Genomic DNA, 15767 nt, shown 5'->3' with positions numbered 1-15767 from the left:
AAATTTTTACAAAAATCAAAAAAAATCCCCTCAATACGGGGGATTCTTTAAATTGCCATCATTTACGTTGGATTACTTTAGCGTTTGACCTGATTAAACGAGATTGATGTCGGGGTAATAGGTCAAAATATCGTCGGTGCTGAGGGTGTCACCAATCGCTTGGGGCGTCCATAAAACTTCGAGGGCCAAAAGGCGATCGCCACCGAGGGCACCAATTTGCCGGATTGCCTGTTCGAGGGATTGGGAATCAGTCACTTTCGGTAACTCAACTTTGCCCATGGCCCCAGCGATAATCGTCACCATGATGTATTCGTTCGGTGTGCCGTCGCTTTTTACCAAATCAACACCGGCGCTCTTCCCTGCCACATCCCGTTCGTTGTCAACGTTGCTGAGGGTTTCGGCGGTAAATTTACTCCGTTCGTTCAAAGCCAATTGATTAAACTTGGTTTCGGCAGCATCAACCCCAGCCTCGAGGGATTCGCTCGCGCCATAGACCCAATATTCTGGGTGACGCAGCAGGGCAAGGGTGGATTCCTGTAGAACCTTGGCGCGTCCGGCAGGGGTTCCGGTATCAGCGGTGCTCGCGAGGCGGTTTAGATCCTGCTGGAGATCCCGGGCTTGGGCCAATAGACCCACCTGTACCTTCGCCACAGAAATTTTGCTACTAGGGGCAGAGTAACCGAGACTGTCGCCCTCATTCATGCCACCCCCCATCACATTCTGGAAGGTGCGGACGAGGAATCCAGCGATCGCCAACATCATGAAAAGACCAAAGATGCCGCTAAAACCACCGAATCCGAAGAAGGGCAACAGGAAGGGGAACCCAAATCCGCCCCCGAATCCGTAGCCATAGCCACCGCCAACGGGAGCGCGACGCGCTGGGCCTGGGGAGAAACTGCGACTAGGAGCACTGCGGAAGGAACCGCCACCAATGCGTCCCCCACTGCGGGCCGCCCAAGCGTTATCCGCCGGGGTAAAGATCAGGGTAAAGGCCAAGACAATGGCGATCGCCCCATAAAAAAACCGTTTAATCATGATTGAGTTGTTAAATGTGCTGCGTAAAAATCCTGGGATCTATTCTATCAAGCCCCAGAATTCCGAGCATTGGCGGTTTTTCCCCTAATCAAACCAACCGATTTCCTCATCGGGGATGCTGGAGGGGGGCTGCGCCGGAAATTGCAGATTCGCTTGGTAGCTGGCAATGCGGGCAAGCACAAGGGCGCGGTCTTCTTCGACGGTGCGTTCTATGGCGGCTTCTTTTTCCGTCTGTTGGGCTTCGAGGCTTTGGATTTGACCGTACAACTTTTCGACGAGGCCCCGTTGTTCGTCTAATGCTTGTTCAAGTTTCGCTTTTTCAGAAGAATCCGCTTTGAGGGTCTTAATCGTTTTCTCGGCGTTGGCGATCGCCTGTTGTTGAACCGCAATTTTTTCTTCGAGGGCTTTTACCTCACTCGCCAAGGTTTCCTTCTCCGTAAGCAGCGTTTGATCAACATGATCAACAGGGGCGGCCGTTACCGTTTCCTGTTGGGCATACAGGGTTTCAATGTGGGCCAGAAGTTGCGCCTTCGTCATCCGAGAAAGGGCCGTTGTCGAAGGTTTCTCCGGTGAGTTATCTGCCGTTTCGGGAGCAGAAGCCTTGGTTTTATCCTGCTTTGCTTCCTGCCGTAATAAATCCGATAAATTTTGTTTACTGCTAGCCATAACCGTTAAATCCAATCTCGTTGCAATTCATCCGCGACACGACGATAATCCGTTTCCGCATCCTTAGCCTTTTTACCACGCATTTGGGTCATGGGAACGCCGGCGAGAACAGCTTGCTCGTGGGCTTTATAACTACGCACAAAGGCATGACACACCGGAATCCCCAGCTCAATCAAGGTATTTTGGGCATCGATGCTCTCCCGGAGACTGCGACTATCGACTTTTGTCAGGAGTACCCGGTGATGAATCTCAATGGGGTTAATGGCCGTTTGCACCGTTTCAATTAATGCACTCAAGTCCATTGGGGCCGGTGGCGTCGGCAAAACCACATAATCCGCAATGCGGAGTACGGTTTTGAGGGCCTGCGATCGCAAAGCTGGGGGCGTATCCACCACAATCAGGTCATAACCTTTAATCTGTCGGAGGTTTTGGAGTAAATCTGGTTGATGCTCTCTGCTTACATCTAGCTGCCATTCATCGGGGTTACGGTCTACCCACCAAGAGGCTGATCCTTGGGGATCACTATCCACCAAAAGAACCTGCTGTGTTTCTGCAAAAATGGCCGCAAGATTGACGGCGGTAGTGGTTTTACCAACGCCCCCTTTACCATTCACAACTGCTAAAATCCGCTGGGATGCCACGATAGATTCGTTTTTTGCTTATTAGCCTTGATTTATGGTGAGCCATTATAGCGGCTCTGTTCCCACTCCCTAGTAAATGCAAAGTTTCTTGAGAGAGAAGTTATCTTTTCTCACAGTAATTGGATCCTTCAAAACGCTATGCTCAGACTCATCACTCGTTCCTAGACAGGATGCCACTATACTACTGGAGCGATCGCCTCTCTATTTTGATATTCCTATGTCTACTCCCTCCGTTACCCCTGTAGAATCTACCATCTTAGTAAAAACCCCTGAACTGTTGGCTCCGGCGGGAAATTGGGACTGTGCGATCGCCGCCGTGGAGAATGGGGCAGATGCGATTTATTTTGGGCTGGATCAGTTCAATGCAAGGATGCGATCGCAGAATTTTACCGAGGCGGATTTACCGGAGTTGATGGCCTATTTGCATCGGCGCGGCGTGAAGGGTTATGTGACGCTGAATACGTTGATTTTTACCTCGGAATTGGCGGCGGTTGAACAATATTTGCGGTCGATGATTGCGGCGGGGGTCGATGCGGCGATCGTGCAGGATGTGGGTTTGTGTCGCCTGATTCGGCAGTTGTCGCCCGATTTTCCGATCCACGGCTCCACGCAAATGACCGTCACCAGCGCGGCGGGGGTCGAGTTTGCGCAAAATTTGGGCTGTAATTTGGTGGTGTTGGCGCGGGAATGTGCCATCAAGGAAATCGAAAAAATTCAGCAGGAATTGGGTCAGCAAAACCTGTCGATGCCGCTGGAAGTGTTTGTGCATGGGGCGTTGTGCGTCGCCTATTCGGGGCAATGTCTGACCAGTGAATCCCTCGGCGGACGGTCGGCCAATCGCGGGGAATGCGCCCAAGCCTGTCGGATGCCTTACGAGATGATTGTTGATGGCAAACCCTTCGATTTAGGGGACAGACATTATTTATTAAGTCCCCAAGATTTGGCAGGATTACCTGTGTTGCCGGACTTGATCAAAGCGGGAGTAGTTTCTCTCAAAATTGAAGGGCGTTTAAAACAGCCGGAATATGTGGCAAGTGTCACCCAAATTTATCGCCAAGCCATTGATAAAGCAGTCACCAATCTATCAGCAGAATATGAAGTTTCTGAGCGGGAAACATATCAATTAGAAATGGCATTTTCGCGGGGCTTATATACAGGTTGGCTCGATGGCATTGATAATCAAAGTCTGGTTCATGCTCGATTTGGTAAAAAGCGCGGCGTGTATCTAGGCGAAATTAAACAGGTGCGTGATGGTCGGGATAAACAAGTGGTTTTACGCTTAGAAGCGCCCTTAAAAGCGGGGGATGGCGTGGTTTTTGACTATGGAAAACCAGCGGAACGGGAGGAAGGTGGACGAGTCTACGCAGTGGAAACCCACGGGAAAGATACCCTTGTGACCTTTGGACGGCGGGATGTGGATTTGCGGCGGGTGCGGGTTGGCGATCGCCTCTGGAAAACGAATGATCCGGAACTGGATAAAAAATTACGGCAAACCTTTACTGGTGAAAAAATTCAATTTCAACGCCCGATTACTTTAGAAATTCATGGGGAAATTGGCGGAAATTTGACGGTGATCGCCCGTGATGAACAGGGTAATATTGTCCAGGTCGCATCAGAAATCAGCCTCGACGCAGCAATCAAGAAACCCCTAACGACGGAACGTTTAACAGAACAATTTGGGCGCTTAGGAAATACTCCTTTTTACCTCCAGCATTTAGAAAATAACCTGGTTGGTGAGGCCATTCTTCCCGTGAGTGAACTAAATCGAATGCGGCGGGAAATGGTCAGTCAATTAGAAACTTTGCGCGCTCAACCGAAGCGTTGGCAACTGAATCGTAGCGCATCCTATCAAAGTCTTTTACCCTGTTTAGAAAAATCGGCGAGTAACTCAGCAAAAATTATTGTTTTAGTGCGTAATTTGCTGCAACTTAAGGCTATCTTAGATACAAATATCCAGACCATTTATTGTGAGTTTGAAAATCCGATCAACTACCGTGAAGCGGTTAAACTGGCGAAAGAAACAGAACATCAACCAGAAATTTGGGTAGCACCGCCCAGAATCACTAAGCCCAAGGAACAGTACATTCTCAATCAAGTGCTGTCTAGTCAAGCAGATGGCTATTTAATCCGCAATTACGATCACCTCAAATTCTTTAAAAATGAACGGATTACCGCTGATTTTTCTTTAAATATTTCTAATCCAATCACTGCCAATTATTTTAAAAAAACCTTTCCCCTAGAACGTCTTACGGCCTCCTACGATCTGAATATTCATCAGTTAGAATCGCTCCTGAAAAATACACCGCCCCACTGGTTTGAAATTACGATCCACCAACATATGCCGATGTTTCACATGGAGCACTGTGTTTTTTGTGCATTTCTCTCCGATGGCACTGACTTTACAAATTGTGGTCGTCCCTGTGAAAGCCATGAAGTAAAATTAGGCGATCGCACTGGTATCGAGCATGTTTTAGTTGCCGATGCAGGCTGCCGGAATACGGTTTTTAATGGCACCGCCCAGACTGGCGCAGAGTATATGCAGCATTTTATGAATTTGGGAGTGCGGCACTTCCGTGTTGAATTTGTGCACGAATCCCCCCAGGAAATTACAAAGACCATTGCCCTTTATCAACAGCTCATTACGGGAAAAATTTCTGGAGCACAGCTCTGGAAAACCCTCAAGCTCCAAAATCAATTGGGGGTGACCCGTGGTTCGCTAGAATAAAAAGGCGATCGCCCTGTTTCAGCCAATCGGAACTGTCACATATCCCTGGCAATAATGGGCTGCACCAAAATTATGGGTTGTTAAACGGACTTGCCGTAGTCACCTCCCCCAATGCGCCACAACTGTTCTGCTTAAAATCACATCAACGTTTCAGATAAAATTCTATGACTTTACCCTTCGATGCGGCCCCCACCGAAGCACGGGTTAAACAATTTTGGCAACTCACCGCCAGTTTCGGCATGGAGCGTAATGCCTACCATAATTACCTCAATGAAATCGTCAGCGATCGCTATGCTCTGATCAGTGGACTGCAGATTTTGCGGGATGAATTACAGTTTGTCGCCTCAGATTCAACGGATATCAAGGCCTGTGGGGCGGATATGAGTTTGCCCAGTGTGGTAACGACCCTCGCCTATACCAATTGTGGCGATCGCATCCACCAGGGGGAAGCCACAAAGCGATATCGAGATGTGGTGGCGTCCCGTTTTGCGACCCTCTCAGAAATCGGCGAATTAAAATTAGAGGCTTTCTTTCCGGCGGGTGGCGGCACCGATGACGGTGAAACTTTGGCCCATGTCACCGTGGCTCACGAGCTAGACGAATCTCTAAAGCGGCGCGTTTACGAAGGCAATCCCCAATCCATTTCCCTGGTGGCCATTGATCTCAAAACCCATGTGGGACGGCTGCGTCAGGATGGCAAGCAGGTATATGGAAAAACCCGTGAATCACCGTGGCGCGAACCTCGCAACGCCTGTGGCGCAATTGTCGGCACTCTAAAAAATTACAATGCCCATAATCCGATCCATCGACGTATTCGCAATGATTTAGGGGAAGAAAATTTTCACTTTTTAGCCCACAATGCAGTCCTGACGGATACCAAAAAAATTGACATTACGATGGCGGTGGCAGCCAATATTGTGGCCATTCGCGGCATTCGCAATACAGCCATGGCGATCGCCCAGGAATTAGACGAACGGGGTTTAGCTCACCTCACCGCTAGCACCACAGTCAATCGCCCTTCCCGCGACGATTTGGTGATTTATCTCGCCCGGGCCACGGTCTTTAACGGCAGCATCAAGATCCAAAGCCTAGGTACTGATGCCCGCTTATATGGTGGCAAAATCGTTGAATATGCTGGGGAAAAACGCCTCCAATTGCGTTACACAGACTGGAATTTAAATAATCTCCCCATCGAAGAAATTCCCTATCAAGTCCGCTCATCGGGATTGTGAACGTCAAAGGCGATCGCCTCTAAAACTGCCAATGATGGCTGATTATTTTTATACACAATTGGTTAGAATCGCATCCCGTAAACCTTCTAGGGTATAGACCTCGGCTTCGAGATCAACCCGTTGGAAAAGGTCTAAACAAGTCTGGGAAGTTTGGGGGCCAATGGAGGCAATTTTCAGCGGTTTTAACAGTGCTAAATCTCCCCCCTGCCGCTGGATTAGCTGCCAAAAGTTGCGCACTGTTTTAGAGCTCGCAAAGGTTACTAGATCAATGGTTTGTGCTTCGAGGGCTTGCCACACCGCCGCTGGAATTTGTCGCGGACACCCCGATTCGTAGGCAGGCACTTCAATCACCTGAGCGCCTTGTTGGGCGAGCTCTTGCACCAGGATTTTTCGCCCTCCTGTTTCGACCCGGGGAAAAAGAATTTTTTGATTTTGCAGAGAATCTGGAAAGTTTTCTACTAAAGAATCCGCAATAAAATCGGGGGGAATATAGTCCGCTTTTAGGCCGTGCTGGCGCAAGAATTTTTCTGTTTTTTTGCCGACGACGGCAATTTTGAGCTTACCTAAGGCCCGCACATCTTTGCCCAAGGTTTCGAGTCGCTGGAAAAAATATTCAACGCCATTGGCCGAGGTGAGGATCAGCCAGTCAAAGGTTTCTAGGGTGGCGATCGCCTGGTCGAGGGGTTCCCAGGTGGAGGGTTCACGGATCTCTAAAGCGGGCATTTCCAAGACCTTTGCGCCGGTTTCTGCCAAAAGTTCGGTAAATTCACTTGATTGCGACGCGGCACGGGTAATGAGAATTGTTTTGCCACCCAATGGAGCCCGATCCATGTAATCCTCCCGGAGACTAACCACCTGACCCACAATGATCACACAGGGAGAAAGTTTTTGAACCGTCGCCGTTTGCTTCGTAATGCTCTGTAACGTTCCCGTCCAGACCTGCTGCTCTGGTAATCCCGCCGCTTGGATAATGGCAATGGAAAAATCAGGCGATCGCCCCGCTTTGACTAACCGCTGGCAAATTTCCCCTAAATTGCGTCCCCCCATCAAAAACACCAGGGTTTCCAAATGGGCCAGAGCAGACCAATCAAACGCGTCTAGATCATGGGCTGTCCCCACAAAAAAGCCGCGACTCAAGTCTTTATGGGTGAGGGGAATACCTGCTAGTAACGGTGCCACCAAAGCCGATGAAATGCCAGGAATCACCTCAAAATCACAGCCTGCCTCTTTCAGTGCCAGAATCTCCGGGTGCGATCGCCCAAAAATATACGGATCTCCACCCTTGAGGCGCACCACCCGTTTCTCCGACTGCCCATATTCGACCAGATACCGATTAATTTCCCCCTGGGGCGTACTCTTTTCTCCACCCCGCTTGCCGACAAATAACCGCAAACAATCCTGGGGCAGTAGATCCAACAGTTCCTGGGAACCTAGCGCGTCATAAATCACCACCTCCGCTTGTTGGAGGATTTTCCAACCCCGTACCGTCAAATAGTCTTTTGTCCCTAAACCGGCTCCCAGCAAAAATACCTTACCCATGTGCGATCGCCCTAAACCACCGTCAAACCTTGCGTTAAAATTAGATGCTAAGACAAAATCAGACAAAAACACCCCGCAACCGTAACGCCAACACGTTACCCAACGCATTAATAAAGATCTATGAACTCACCGATTCAGGCTGTACAAGCACCCTACAGAGGTGGCGGCTCCACCTACAGGACGCCACCGCCAGATCTCCCTTCCCTGCTTTTAAAAGAGCGGATCGTTTACCTCGGTCTGCCCCTCGTTTCCCCCGATGAGTATAAAGATCAAATTGGCGTAGATGTCACCGAACTGATCATTGCCCAACTGCTATTTTTGCAGTTCGATGATCCCGATAAACCCATTTACATGTACATCAACTCCACCGGCACCTCTTGGTACGGTGGCGACTCCATTGGGTTTGAAACAGAAGCCTTCGCCATCTGCGATACCCTCAACTACATCACGCCGCCGGTGCATACCATTTGCCTCGGTCAAGCAATGGGGACAGCGGCCATGATTCTTGCTGCTGGCACCAAGGGCTGCCGCGCGAGCCTGCCCCACTCGACGATTATTCTCCACCAAGCGCGCCAAGGGGCCCAGGGCCAAGCCTCCGATATTCAAATTCGGGCGAAGGAAGTGATCGAAAACAAACGGACAATCCTGCAAATGATGTCCAAATACACAGGTCAGCCCCTCGAAAAACTCGAAAAGGACACTGACCGGATGTTTTACATGACACCCCAGCAGGCTCTCGAATACGGCATTATCGATAAAGTGCTCGAAAGTTCGAAGGATTTGCCGTCCCCCGTACCGGCGCTGTAGCTCCTGTGATTGCTTAAAATCACCTCATTTTTTCCCGTTGTTCAGATCAAGGTAAACAAAATCCATGCCCATCGGTGTACCCAAAGTTCCCTATCAAATGCCCGGTCAGCCCTATTCTGACTGGATCAATATCTATGACCGTTTGTACCGTGAACGGATCATTTTCCTCGGTCGGGGTGTCAATGATGCTTTGGCAAACCAGATTATTGCCATCATGCTTTACCTCGATTCTGAAGATCCTGGCAAGCCGATCTATCTCTACATCAACTCCCCTGGTGGTTCAGTGACAGCGGGTCTTGCGATTTACGACACGATGAAACACATCAAGTCGGAAGTGGTAACCATTTGTGTGGGTTTAGCGGCATCTATGGGGGCGTTTTTGCTGTCTGCGGGCACCAAAGGTAAACGTCTGGCCCTGCCCCACTCCCGGATTATGATTCACCAACCCCTCGGTGGGATCCAAGGCCGTCGTCAAGCGACAGATATTGACATTGAAGCCAAGGAAATTATCCGCATTAAGCATCAACTCAATGAATTGATGGCCGCCCATACGGGTCAATCCATCGAAAAAATCGAGAAGGATACGGATCGGGATTACTTTATGTCAGCCCAGGAAGCGTTGGAATATGGCCTGATTGATAAGGTAATTGAAGAACGCCCTTAATATTTGTCTGATTTTTCAGCCTCAAATTTGTTGAAGCATTCTTTCTCACGAAAGGGTGCTTTTTTCTGATTGAAAAATCTCTGAATTTCTATTGTTGGGTAATGAGATTCAGAGCTTGCTCAAGGAGATCCGAGGCTGTGTTGTCGAGCCAGTGGATATCTGGGTTAGCGCGGAACCAGGTGCGTTGGCGTTTGGCAAATTGGCGGGTGTGGAGAACGGTATTGGCGATCGCCTCCTCTAATGTCCCTTGACCCTGGACATATTCCCGAAATTCTGCATAACCGAGGGTGTTCAGGAGGGGCAAATCCCAACCGTATTTTTTGCCGAGATGTTCAACTTCGGTGACGAAACCCTGGTCAACCATCTGCTGGGTGCGTTGTTGAATCCGCTGATCGAGGTGGTCGGGATTGCAATCGAGACCAATTTCAAGAATGGGATAACTGGGTGGATTTTCTCCCTGTTGGTGACTAATCGGTTTCCCGGTGACATAGAACACCTCCAGGGCGCGGAGGGTACGTACCTGGTCATTGGGGTGAATTTTTTGGCAAGCTTCTGGGTCAAGCTGCTGGAGCAGTTGATAGCTATAGGCTTGGCCCAGGTCGGTAAATTGTTGGCGCAGCTCTGGTTGGGGCGAAACCCGGGGAATTTTTAATCCTTTGGTGATTGCTTTGATGTAAAGGCCAGTGCCGCCGACGAGTAAAACAGGCTTTTTTTCGGCGTGAAATTGGGCGATCAGTGCTTGGGTTTGGGTTTGGTATTCCGCGAGGGTCAGGGTTTCCGTCGGTTCACAAATATCAATCAGGTAATGGGGAATGCTTTGCTGCTCTGCAGGGGTTGGTTTCGCCGTACCGATGTCGAATTCTTTGTAAATTTGTCGCGAATCAGCACTGAGAATTACGGTGTCTAGTTTCTCGGCAACTTTTAGGGCTAGGCCGGATTTACCCGTCGCGGTGGCACCACAGATGACGATGATGGGGGAAGTCATAGAAAATTTAGGGGATCACCACGCCCTGGAGGAGTTGTTCGAGTTGGGCATTGAGGCGATCGCGGTTTTGGAATTTATCGATGCGCTCGACGATCGTGCCATCGTTGAACAAAATTAAAGTCGGTAAGGTTTTGAGGCGATAGGTATTGGCGAGCTTCAGGTTATCGTCGGCATTAACATCGACCAAGAGAAATTGTCCTTCCCATTCCTTTTGCAACTTCACCAAAAAGGGATGGAGCAAATGACACAAACCACACCAGGGTGCCCAAAAGTTCACCAAAACAGGTTGATTTGCTTCTAAAACAGTCTGGGTAAAATCCGCTTCGGTGATTGATAGAACCATAATTACCTGTTCTTTTCGCTCACATACTCAATATTATCTGTGGTCTCTTATCTTACCTGTATCGGTCCTGGGGATCATCTTTTTTTCCGCTACCAGGGCACTTTCGCCGTCATTACCATCAACCAGGGATGTCCCCACCAGAGCAGGGCAATGAACGCTGTAACACCGACATAGGCAGGTTTGAGGAATTCTTCTAGCTTGAGCTGTTGACGCCCCTGGAGAATCGCCAAAAAGGGAATGATCGAGGTGCGTTCTTTCACAGCGAGAAAAGTCTTGCCATAACGGGATTTCAAACGGCGATCGCCATGCCAAACCGCAAAAATATGGTGGGCCATCAAGCCAATGGAGGTGAGCAATGTAAAAGAGCTTCCAATCCAGAGGGTATGGGCCACGCACCAAATCAACTGACCAACCATCTGGGGGTGACGGGTGATGCGAATGATCCCCTTTTCGTAGAGATGCACCTGGGGTTGCTTGACCGCCGCAATTTCGAGCAAGTTAAAGGTTGAGGGATACAAAAAGAAAAAAGAAATCGCCGACAGCCACCACACCGTTGGTTTCACCCAAGCGACTCCCTGGACTCGCCACAACACCAGGCCATCATAACGGTGATTGAAAAAATAGATAATTAAACAGGTGGCAAAGGGAATACTGACTAAAGCAAACAGCACCCGGTACAGTCGAGAACCGATTTTTTGTTCGCCCCAAGGACGTAAGGCAGCCAAACCACTATGGGCGATCGCAAAACCAAGCAAAAGACCCGCCATAATCCAGTGACTTGTCGAAAACCAGCTCAAATCCGTCATAATTCCGTCGATCGAAGTATTTTGCTTAAAATTAGTACAAGCTATATTATCCATGAAAAGAGATACGATCCCCTTATTATGGTACTGTCAATCATAAAACCAGCAGTGATCCCTCTTTGTCGTCCCTTTTTGCCGAGGCTATATGTCTGACATTCCATTTACCCTGGATCAACTCCGTATCCTAAAGGCCATCTCCACCGAAGGAAGCTTTAAACGGGCAGCAGATAGTCTCTACGTCTCCCAACCTGCCGTCAGTCTCCAGGTACAAAACCTCGAAAAACAGCTCAATGTCCCCCTCTTTGACCGGGGTGGACGGCGGGCCCAACTCACCGAAGCCGGTTATCTTCTCCTCGATTACGGCGAAAAAATTATTACCCTCTGCCAAGAAACCTGCCGCGCCATTGAAGATTTACAAAATCTCCAGGGGGGCACCCTCATTGTGGGCGCTTCCCAAACCACAGGTACTTACCTCATTCCCCGGATGATTGGTTGCTTCCGGCAGAAATATCCCGATGTGGCGGTGCAACTGCAAGTCCATTCAACGCGACGCACTTCCTGGGGAGTTGCCAACGGTCAAGTGGATCTGGCGATCATTGGCGGCGAAGTCCCTTCGGAATTGCAAGATACGTTGAAAATCGTTCCCTATGCCGAAGATGAACTGTCCCTAATTTTGCCCGTGAGTCACCCCCTCGCCAAGGCAGACACCATTTATCGAGATGATTTGTACAAACTGAAATTCATCGCCCTTGATTCCCAATCGACGATCCGCAAAGTCATTGACCAAGTTTTAACGCGCTGTGATATCGATACCAAACGGCTCAAGATTGAAATGGAACTCAATTCCATTGAGGCGATTAAAAATGCCGTGCAATCGGGTCTAGGGGCTTCTTTTGTCTCCGTGACCGCCATTGAGAAAGAACTGCGGATGGGCGTGCTGCACCGGGCGCGCATTGAAGATGTGGAAGTGCGGCGGATTTTAAGCGTAATTGTTAATCCAAACCGTTATCGTTCCAAGGCAGCGGAGGCCTTTTGCCTAGAAATTTTGCCCCAATTTGCCAATCAGTTGAAAAAGTTTGACCTGAGTGAGTTGATGCCCCAGGGCCTAGAATCGGGTCAGAAATAAGGGTCGAATTGGGTCGGGTTAGTCCCGGCTCAGGTAATGGTAGGGATAACGACGGGGAGAGCCGGGTTCAGTTTCTAGCTCGAAGTTGACAATTTGCCAGCGGTCTTGGCGATCGCCTGCCTCATGGAAAACCACGGGAAGGCCGTATAGGTGAGGCACTGAAGAGGCGGCATAGTCCGTTGGGGTTATGTCTGTCCGTCCAGGGGCCGATTTAAAATCCAGGGTGCGCCGCATAAGGGTTTGGTAGCGTTGGGCGATGGTGATTTTTGTGGCCCGTAGCCCTTGGGTGTAGAGGCGGTCGAGGGCTTCATGGATCTCAAAGCGAATGCCATCGGGATGGGTATGTTGGCGGTACCATTTTTCCTCCCAGCGCTTCCATTGGCGACTGGATTGAAGGTGTACCAAGATTTCTGTTTCTGGATCTGCTTCAAAAGCACCATGGCGATCGCAGAGATAACTATCCGTCAAAGTTAAAGCTGGAATCATTTGACGACAATGGGGACAGGGAATTTCAGCACCAAAAATAGGGTAATGTAAGCTAGATTCAACCATTGCACTTGTGTCGGTATAGTCGGAATAAAAAAATTTTGCTGTGCCGTCCTCAAAGTTGTGTTCATTATATCGGAGATTTTTATTCGCTTCAGTGAGCTATGAACCCAGACCAAAGCCTCTCAAGTTATGACTATGACCTGCCGCCGGAACGCATCGCCCAAACCCCTGTCACTCCCCGTGATCGTTCCCGCCTATTAGTACTTGATTCTGTCGATAGCATTCAGCATCAACATTTTTACCACCTAGTTGATTGGCTACACCCCAATGACCTGCTGGTGATGAACAATACAAAGGTGATCCCGGCGCGGCTCCATGGCCGTAAGACAACGGGTGCTCCTGTAGAAGTCCTGCTCTTGGAAGAACGCTCAGCTCACACTTGGCTGGCTTTAGTGAAACCGGGTAAGCGTTTTACCCTAGGATCAGAAATTTTATTCACCGCTCCCCATGATTTGAGCCAAACCTTGAAAGCAACGGTGGTTGACCGGGATCCAGACACCGGGGGACGTTTACTCGAATTTCAGTTGCGCGAAAATCAAACCCTTTGGTCTGTGTTAGATGATTTTGGGGAGATCCCTTTCCCGCCCTACGTTACGGACTCTGAGGCGAAACCCGACCAGTATCAAACGATCTATGCCGATACTCCTGGGGCTGTGGCGGCACCGACTGCGGGGCTACATTTTACGCCGGAGGTACTTGCAGCATTAGAGCAAAAAGGTATTGAAAAAACCTTTGTGACGCTCCATGTGGGGGTTGGCACATTCCGTCCGGTGGAAGTAGAAGATATCACCGCCCATGATATGCACTATGAATGGATTGACGTGCCGGAGGAAACGGTGAAAAAAATCCGGGAAACGAAGGCAAAGGGTGGTCGAGTCATTGCGGTCGGGACAACGGTTGTGCGATCGCTAGAGGGAATGGCAGCAGCCTCGCCTGGGGAGTTACAGTCATTCCAGGGACAGACCAATTTATTTATCTATCCGGGTTATGAATGGCAGGTGGTGGATGGCCTGATCACGAATTTTCATTTGCCAAAATCGAGCTTACTGATGCTGGTTAGTGCGTTGATCGGCCGCGAAAGATTGCTCGACGTTTACCAGGAGGCGATCGCCCAGGAATACCGTTTCTATTCCTTTGGGGATGCGATGCTCATTTTGCCTGAGGCGAAGGTCTTTTAGGAGAATTAGGATTAGGTCTAAAGTCTCAGCTAAACGGCGTTATTCACAGTTTGTAGGGTACCGGTAGGAAAATTTTATGAGCGATTTTGCCCAGCAGCTCCTGGATCTGGCACGCCAGAGAGGAGCCGAGTTTGCGGAAGTTTATCAGGGAAGTTCCGTTTCCCACCCCGTCACCTTTGAGGCGAATCGCCTAAAACAGCTAGAAACGTCCGAGTCCATCGGTACGGCGCTGCGACTTTGGTACCAGGGGCGACCTGGGCTGGCGGTGGCCTATGGTCACGGGTCACCACAACTGTTGGTTGAAAAGGCGATCGCCCTCAGTCAGCTCCAGGAGCCAACTCCCCTAGAGGTCTGTGAACCCCGCCGCGATATCAATCCTCCCATTGGTACCGCCATGGATGTGGAAACTCTGGTGGAGAAAGGCAAAGCGGCGATCGCCCAACTGCGCGACCACTATCCCGAAATTCTCTGTAGCGGTGTTTTTGACTGTGAATCGAGCCATACGCTCCTGGTTAATTCTGAGGGCCTCTATTGCACTGCCGCCGATATTTCCCTCAGCTATGGCCTAGAAGTTGAATGGGTGCGGGGAGATGACTTTTTAGGCATTTATGATGGGGATATTACCCAGGATTCCCTCGACCCAGAGGCAACAGTGCAAAGGCTGTTGGAGCGTCTCCACTGGGCCAAGCAAAATAGTCCGGCCACCACGGGCAAAGTGCCGGTGATTTTTACCAGTAATGCCGCGCCCCTACTGTGGTCAACGGTGGCCGCCGCCCTAAATGGGAAAAATATCCTCGAAAAATCTTCTCCCTGGAGCCAAGCCCTTGGTCAACGGGTCATCTCGCCTCAGATCAGCCTCTACCAAGACCCCACCGCCAAACCTTACATTTGCCACTTTGACGACGAAGGTACGCCGACGCGATCTTTGTCCCTGGTACGTGAAGGCTTTGCCCAAGATATCTATGGCGATCGCCAAACAAGTCGGAACCTTGGGATTCGACCCACGGGCAATGGGTTTCGGGCCAGTTTGGGGCGCTATCCAACCCCAGAGCTCGCTAATTTGATTGTTGCCCCTGGCGTGGGCACACTTAACACAATTATTTCTCAATTAGATACAGCAATTGTCGTCGATCAAATCTTGGGGGGAGACGCAGACCTTTCGGGGGACTTTTCCGTCAATATTGACCTAGGCTACCAGGTGCGACAAGGACAAATCACCGGACGCATTAAGGATACGCTGGTCACAGGGAATGTTTATGAGGCCCTCAAACAGGTCATCGAAGTGGGAGGCGATCGCCGCTGGCAAGGCTCTTGCTATACCCCCTGCATTGCCCTCGAATCCTTGTCCATTGTTGCCTAAATCCTCGCCCATCGCTTTTAATGTTGTGCCTATTGGTGTTGCCTCTTTGAATTTTTGGCAATAAAAAAGGTGGGACCCCCCACCCTGTACATCCTTGAGAGAAAAACACCATCT

The 15767-nt window shown here is 49.8% G+C and carries 15 protein-coding genes; 7 read left to right on the top strand and 8 right to left on the bottom strand.

Translation table 11 applies throughout. The annotated features are described in order from the left end of the window. Positions 1–93 precede the first annotated feature (93 nt). From AWQ21_RS06735 to AWQ21_RS06725, 3 genes are all read right to left on the bottom strand, one after another. Positions 94–1035 (bottom strand): DUF1517 domain-containing protein, encoded by a 942-nt coding sequence (locus tag AWQ21_RS06735; RefSeq protein ID WP_065713874.1) that lies wholly within the window; start codon positions 1033–1035, stop codon positions 94–96. Between the two features lie 84 nt (positions 1036–1119). Then, positions 1120–1701 (bottom strand): hypothetical protein, encoded by a 582-nt coding sequence (locus AWQ21_RS06730; RefSeq protein ID WP_065713873.1) that lies wholly within the window; start codon positions 1699–1701, stop codon positions 1120–1122. A 5-nt stretch (positions 1702–1706) separates the two neighbouring features. Further along, on the bottom strand, positions 1707–2342 hold the full coding sequence (locus AWQ21_RS06725; RefSeq protein WP_065713872.1) for a ParA family protein: 636 nt from the start codon (positions 2340–2342) through the stop codon (positions 1707–1709). Positions 2343–2559: 217 nt separating this feature from the next. Here AWQ21_RS06725 and AWQ21_RS06720 point away from each other — a divergent pair, with 217 nt between their 5' ends. Both AWQ21_RS06720 and AWQ21_RS06715 read left to right on the top strand, forming a co-directional pair. Further along, positions 2560–5067, top strand: coding sequence for a U32 family peptidase (locus AWQ21_RS06720; protein WP_065713871.1), 2508 nt, complete (start codon positions 2560–2562; stop codon positions 5065–5067). Positions 5068–5231: 164 nt separating this feature from the next. Further along, on the top strand, positions 5232–6299 hold the full coding sequence (locus AWQ21_RS06715; RefSeq protein ID WP_065713870.1) for a hypothetical protein: 1068 nt from the start codon (positions 5232–5234) through the stop codon (positions 6297–6299). Positions 6300–6347: 48 nt separating this feature from the next. On the opposite strand, the gene cobA is transcribed toward AWQ21_RS06715, so the two are convergent. After that, positions 6348–7838: a uroporphyrinogen-III C-methyltransferase gene (gene cobA, locus AWQ21_RS06710; RefSeq protein ID WP_065713869.1), complete on the bottom strand. Its 1491-nt coding sequence runs from the start codon at positions 7836–7838 to the stop codon at positions 6348–6350. A 120-nt stretch (positions 7839–7958) separates the two neighbouring features. Here cobA and AWQ21_RS06705 point away from each other — a divergent pair, with 120 nt between their 5' ends. Then, positions 7959–8645 (top strand): ATP-dependent Clp protease proteolytic subunit, encoded by a 687-nt coding sequence (locus AWQ21_RS06705; protein ID WP_012306815.1) that lies wholly within the window; start codon positions 7959–7961, stop codon positions 8643–8645. A gap of 64 nt (positions 8646–8709) precedes the next feature. Beyond that, a complete protein-coding gene (locus AWQ21_RS06700; protein WP_065713868.1) occupies positions 8710–9309 on the top strand; it encodes an ATP-dependent Clp protease proteolytic subunit in 600 nt (199 codons plus the stop codon). Between the two features lie 88 nt (positions 9310–9397). Here the strand turns inward: AWQ21_RS06700 and miaA are convergent, their stop codons facing one another. From miaA to AWQ21_RS06685, 3 genes are all read right to left on the bottom strand, one after another. After that, a complete protein-coding gene (gene miaA, locus AWQ21_RS06695) occupies positions 9398–10294 on the bottom strand; it encodes a tRNA (adenosine(37)-N6)-dimethylallyltransferase MiaA (protein ID WP_065713867.1) in 897 nt (298 codons plus the stop codon). 7 nt (positions 10295–10301) lie between these two features. Continuing rightward, positions 10302–10637 carry a co-chaperone YbbN gene (locus tag AWQ21_RS06690; RefSeq protein WP_012306818.1) on the bottom strand — a complete coding sequence of 112 codons (336 nt, stop codon included), beginning with the start codon at positions 10635–10637 and terminating at the stop codon, positions 10302–10304. An 89-nt stretch (positions 10638–10726) separates the two neighbouring features. Then, positions 10727–11443 (bottom strand): NnrU family protein, encoded by a 717-nt coding sequence (locus tag AWQ21_RS06685; protein ID WP_065713866.1) that lies wholly within the window; start codon positions 11441–11443, stop codon positions 10727–10729. A 142-nt stretch (positions 11444–11585) separates the two neighbouring features. On the opposite strand from AWQ21_RS06685, the gene AWQ21_RS06680 reads away from it, so the two are divergent. After that, positions 11586–12566, top strand: a complete 981-nt coding sequence (locus AWQ21_RS06680; RefSeq protein ID WP_065713865.1) for a LysR family transcriptional regulator — start codon at positions 11586–11588, stop codon at positions 12564–12566. An 18-nt stretch (positions 12567–12584) separates the two neighbouring features. Here AWQ21_RS06680 and AWQ21_RS06675 read toward each other — a convergent pair whose 3' ends face one another. Beyond that, positions 12585–13118: a TIGR02652 family protein gene (locus AWQ21_RS06675; protein ID WP_065713864.1), complete on the bottom strand. Its 534-nt coding sequence runs from the start codon at positions 13116–13118 to the stop codon at positions 12585–12587. 98 nt (positions 13119–13216) lie between these two features. Here AWQ21_RS06675 and queA point away from each other — a divergent pair, with 98 nt between their 5' ends. Beyond that, the gene (gene queA, locus AWQ21_RS06670) at positions 13217–14293 is read left to right on the top strand and encodes a tRNA preQ1(34) S-adenosylmethionine ribosyltransferase-isomerase QueA (RefSeq protein ID WP_065713863.1); all 1077 of its coding nucleotides are present in this window, start codon (positions 13217–13219) and stop codon (positions 14291–14293) included. A 76-nt stretch (positions 14294–14369) separates the two neighbouring features. Continuing rightward, on the top strand, positions 14370–15653 hold the full coding sequence (locus AWQ21_RS06665; RefSeq protein WP_065713862.1) for a TldD/PmbA family protein: 1284 nt from the start codon (positions 14370–14372) through the stop codon (positions 15651–15653). The last annotated feature ends 114 nt before the right edge of the window (positions 15654–15767 follow it).

The sequence above is a fragment of the Picosynechococcus sp. PCC 7003 genome, assembly GCF_001693255.1.
Taxonomy (GTDB): Bacteria; Cyanobacteriota; Cyanobacteriia; order Cyanobacteriales; family MRBY01; genus MRBY01.
This window is presented reverse-complemented; position numbering and strand designations above follow the sequence as displayed.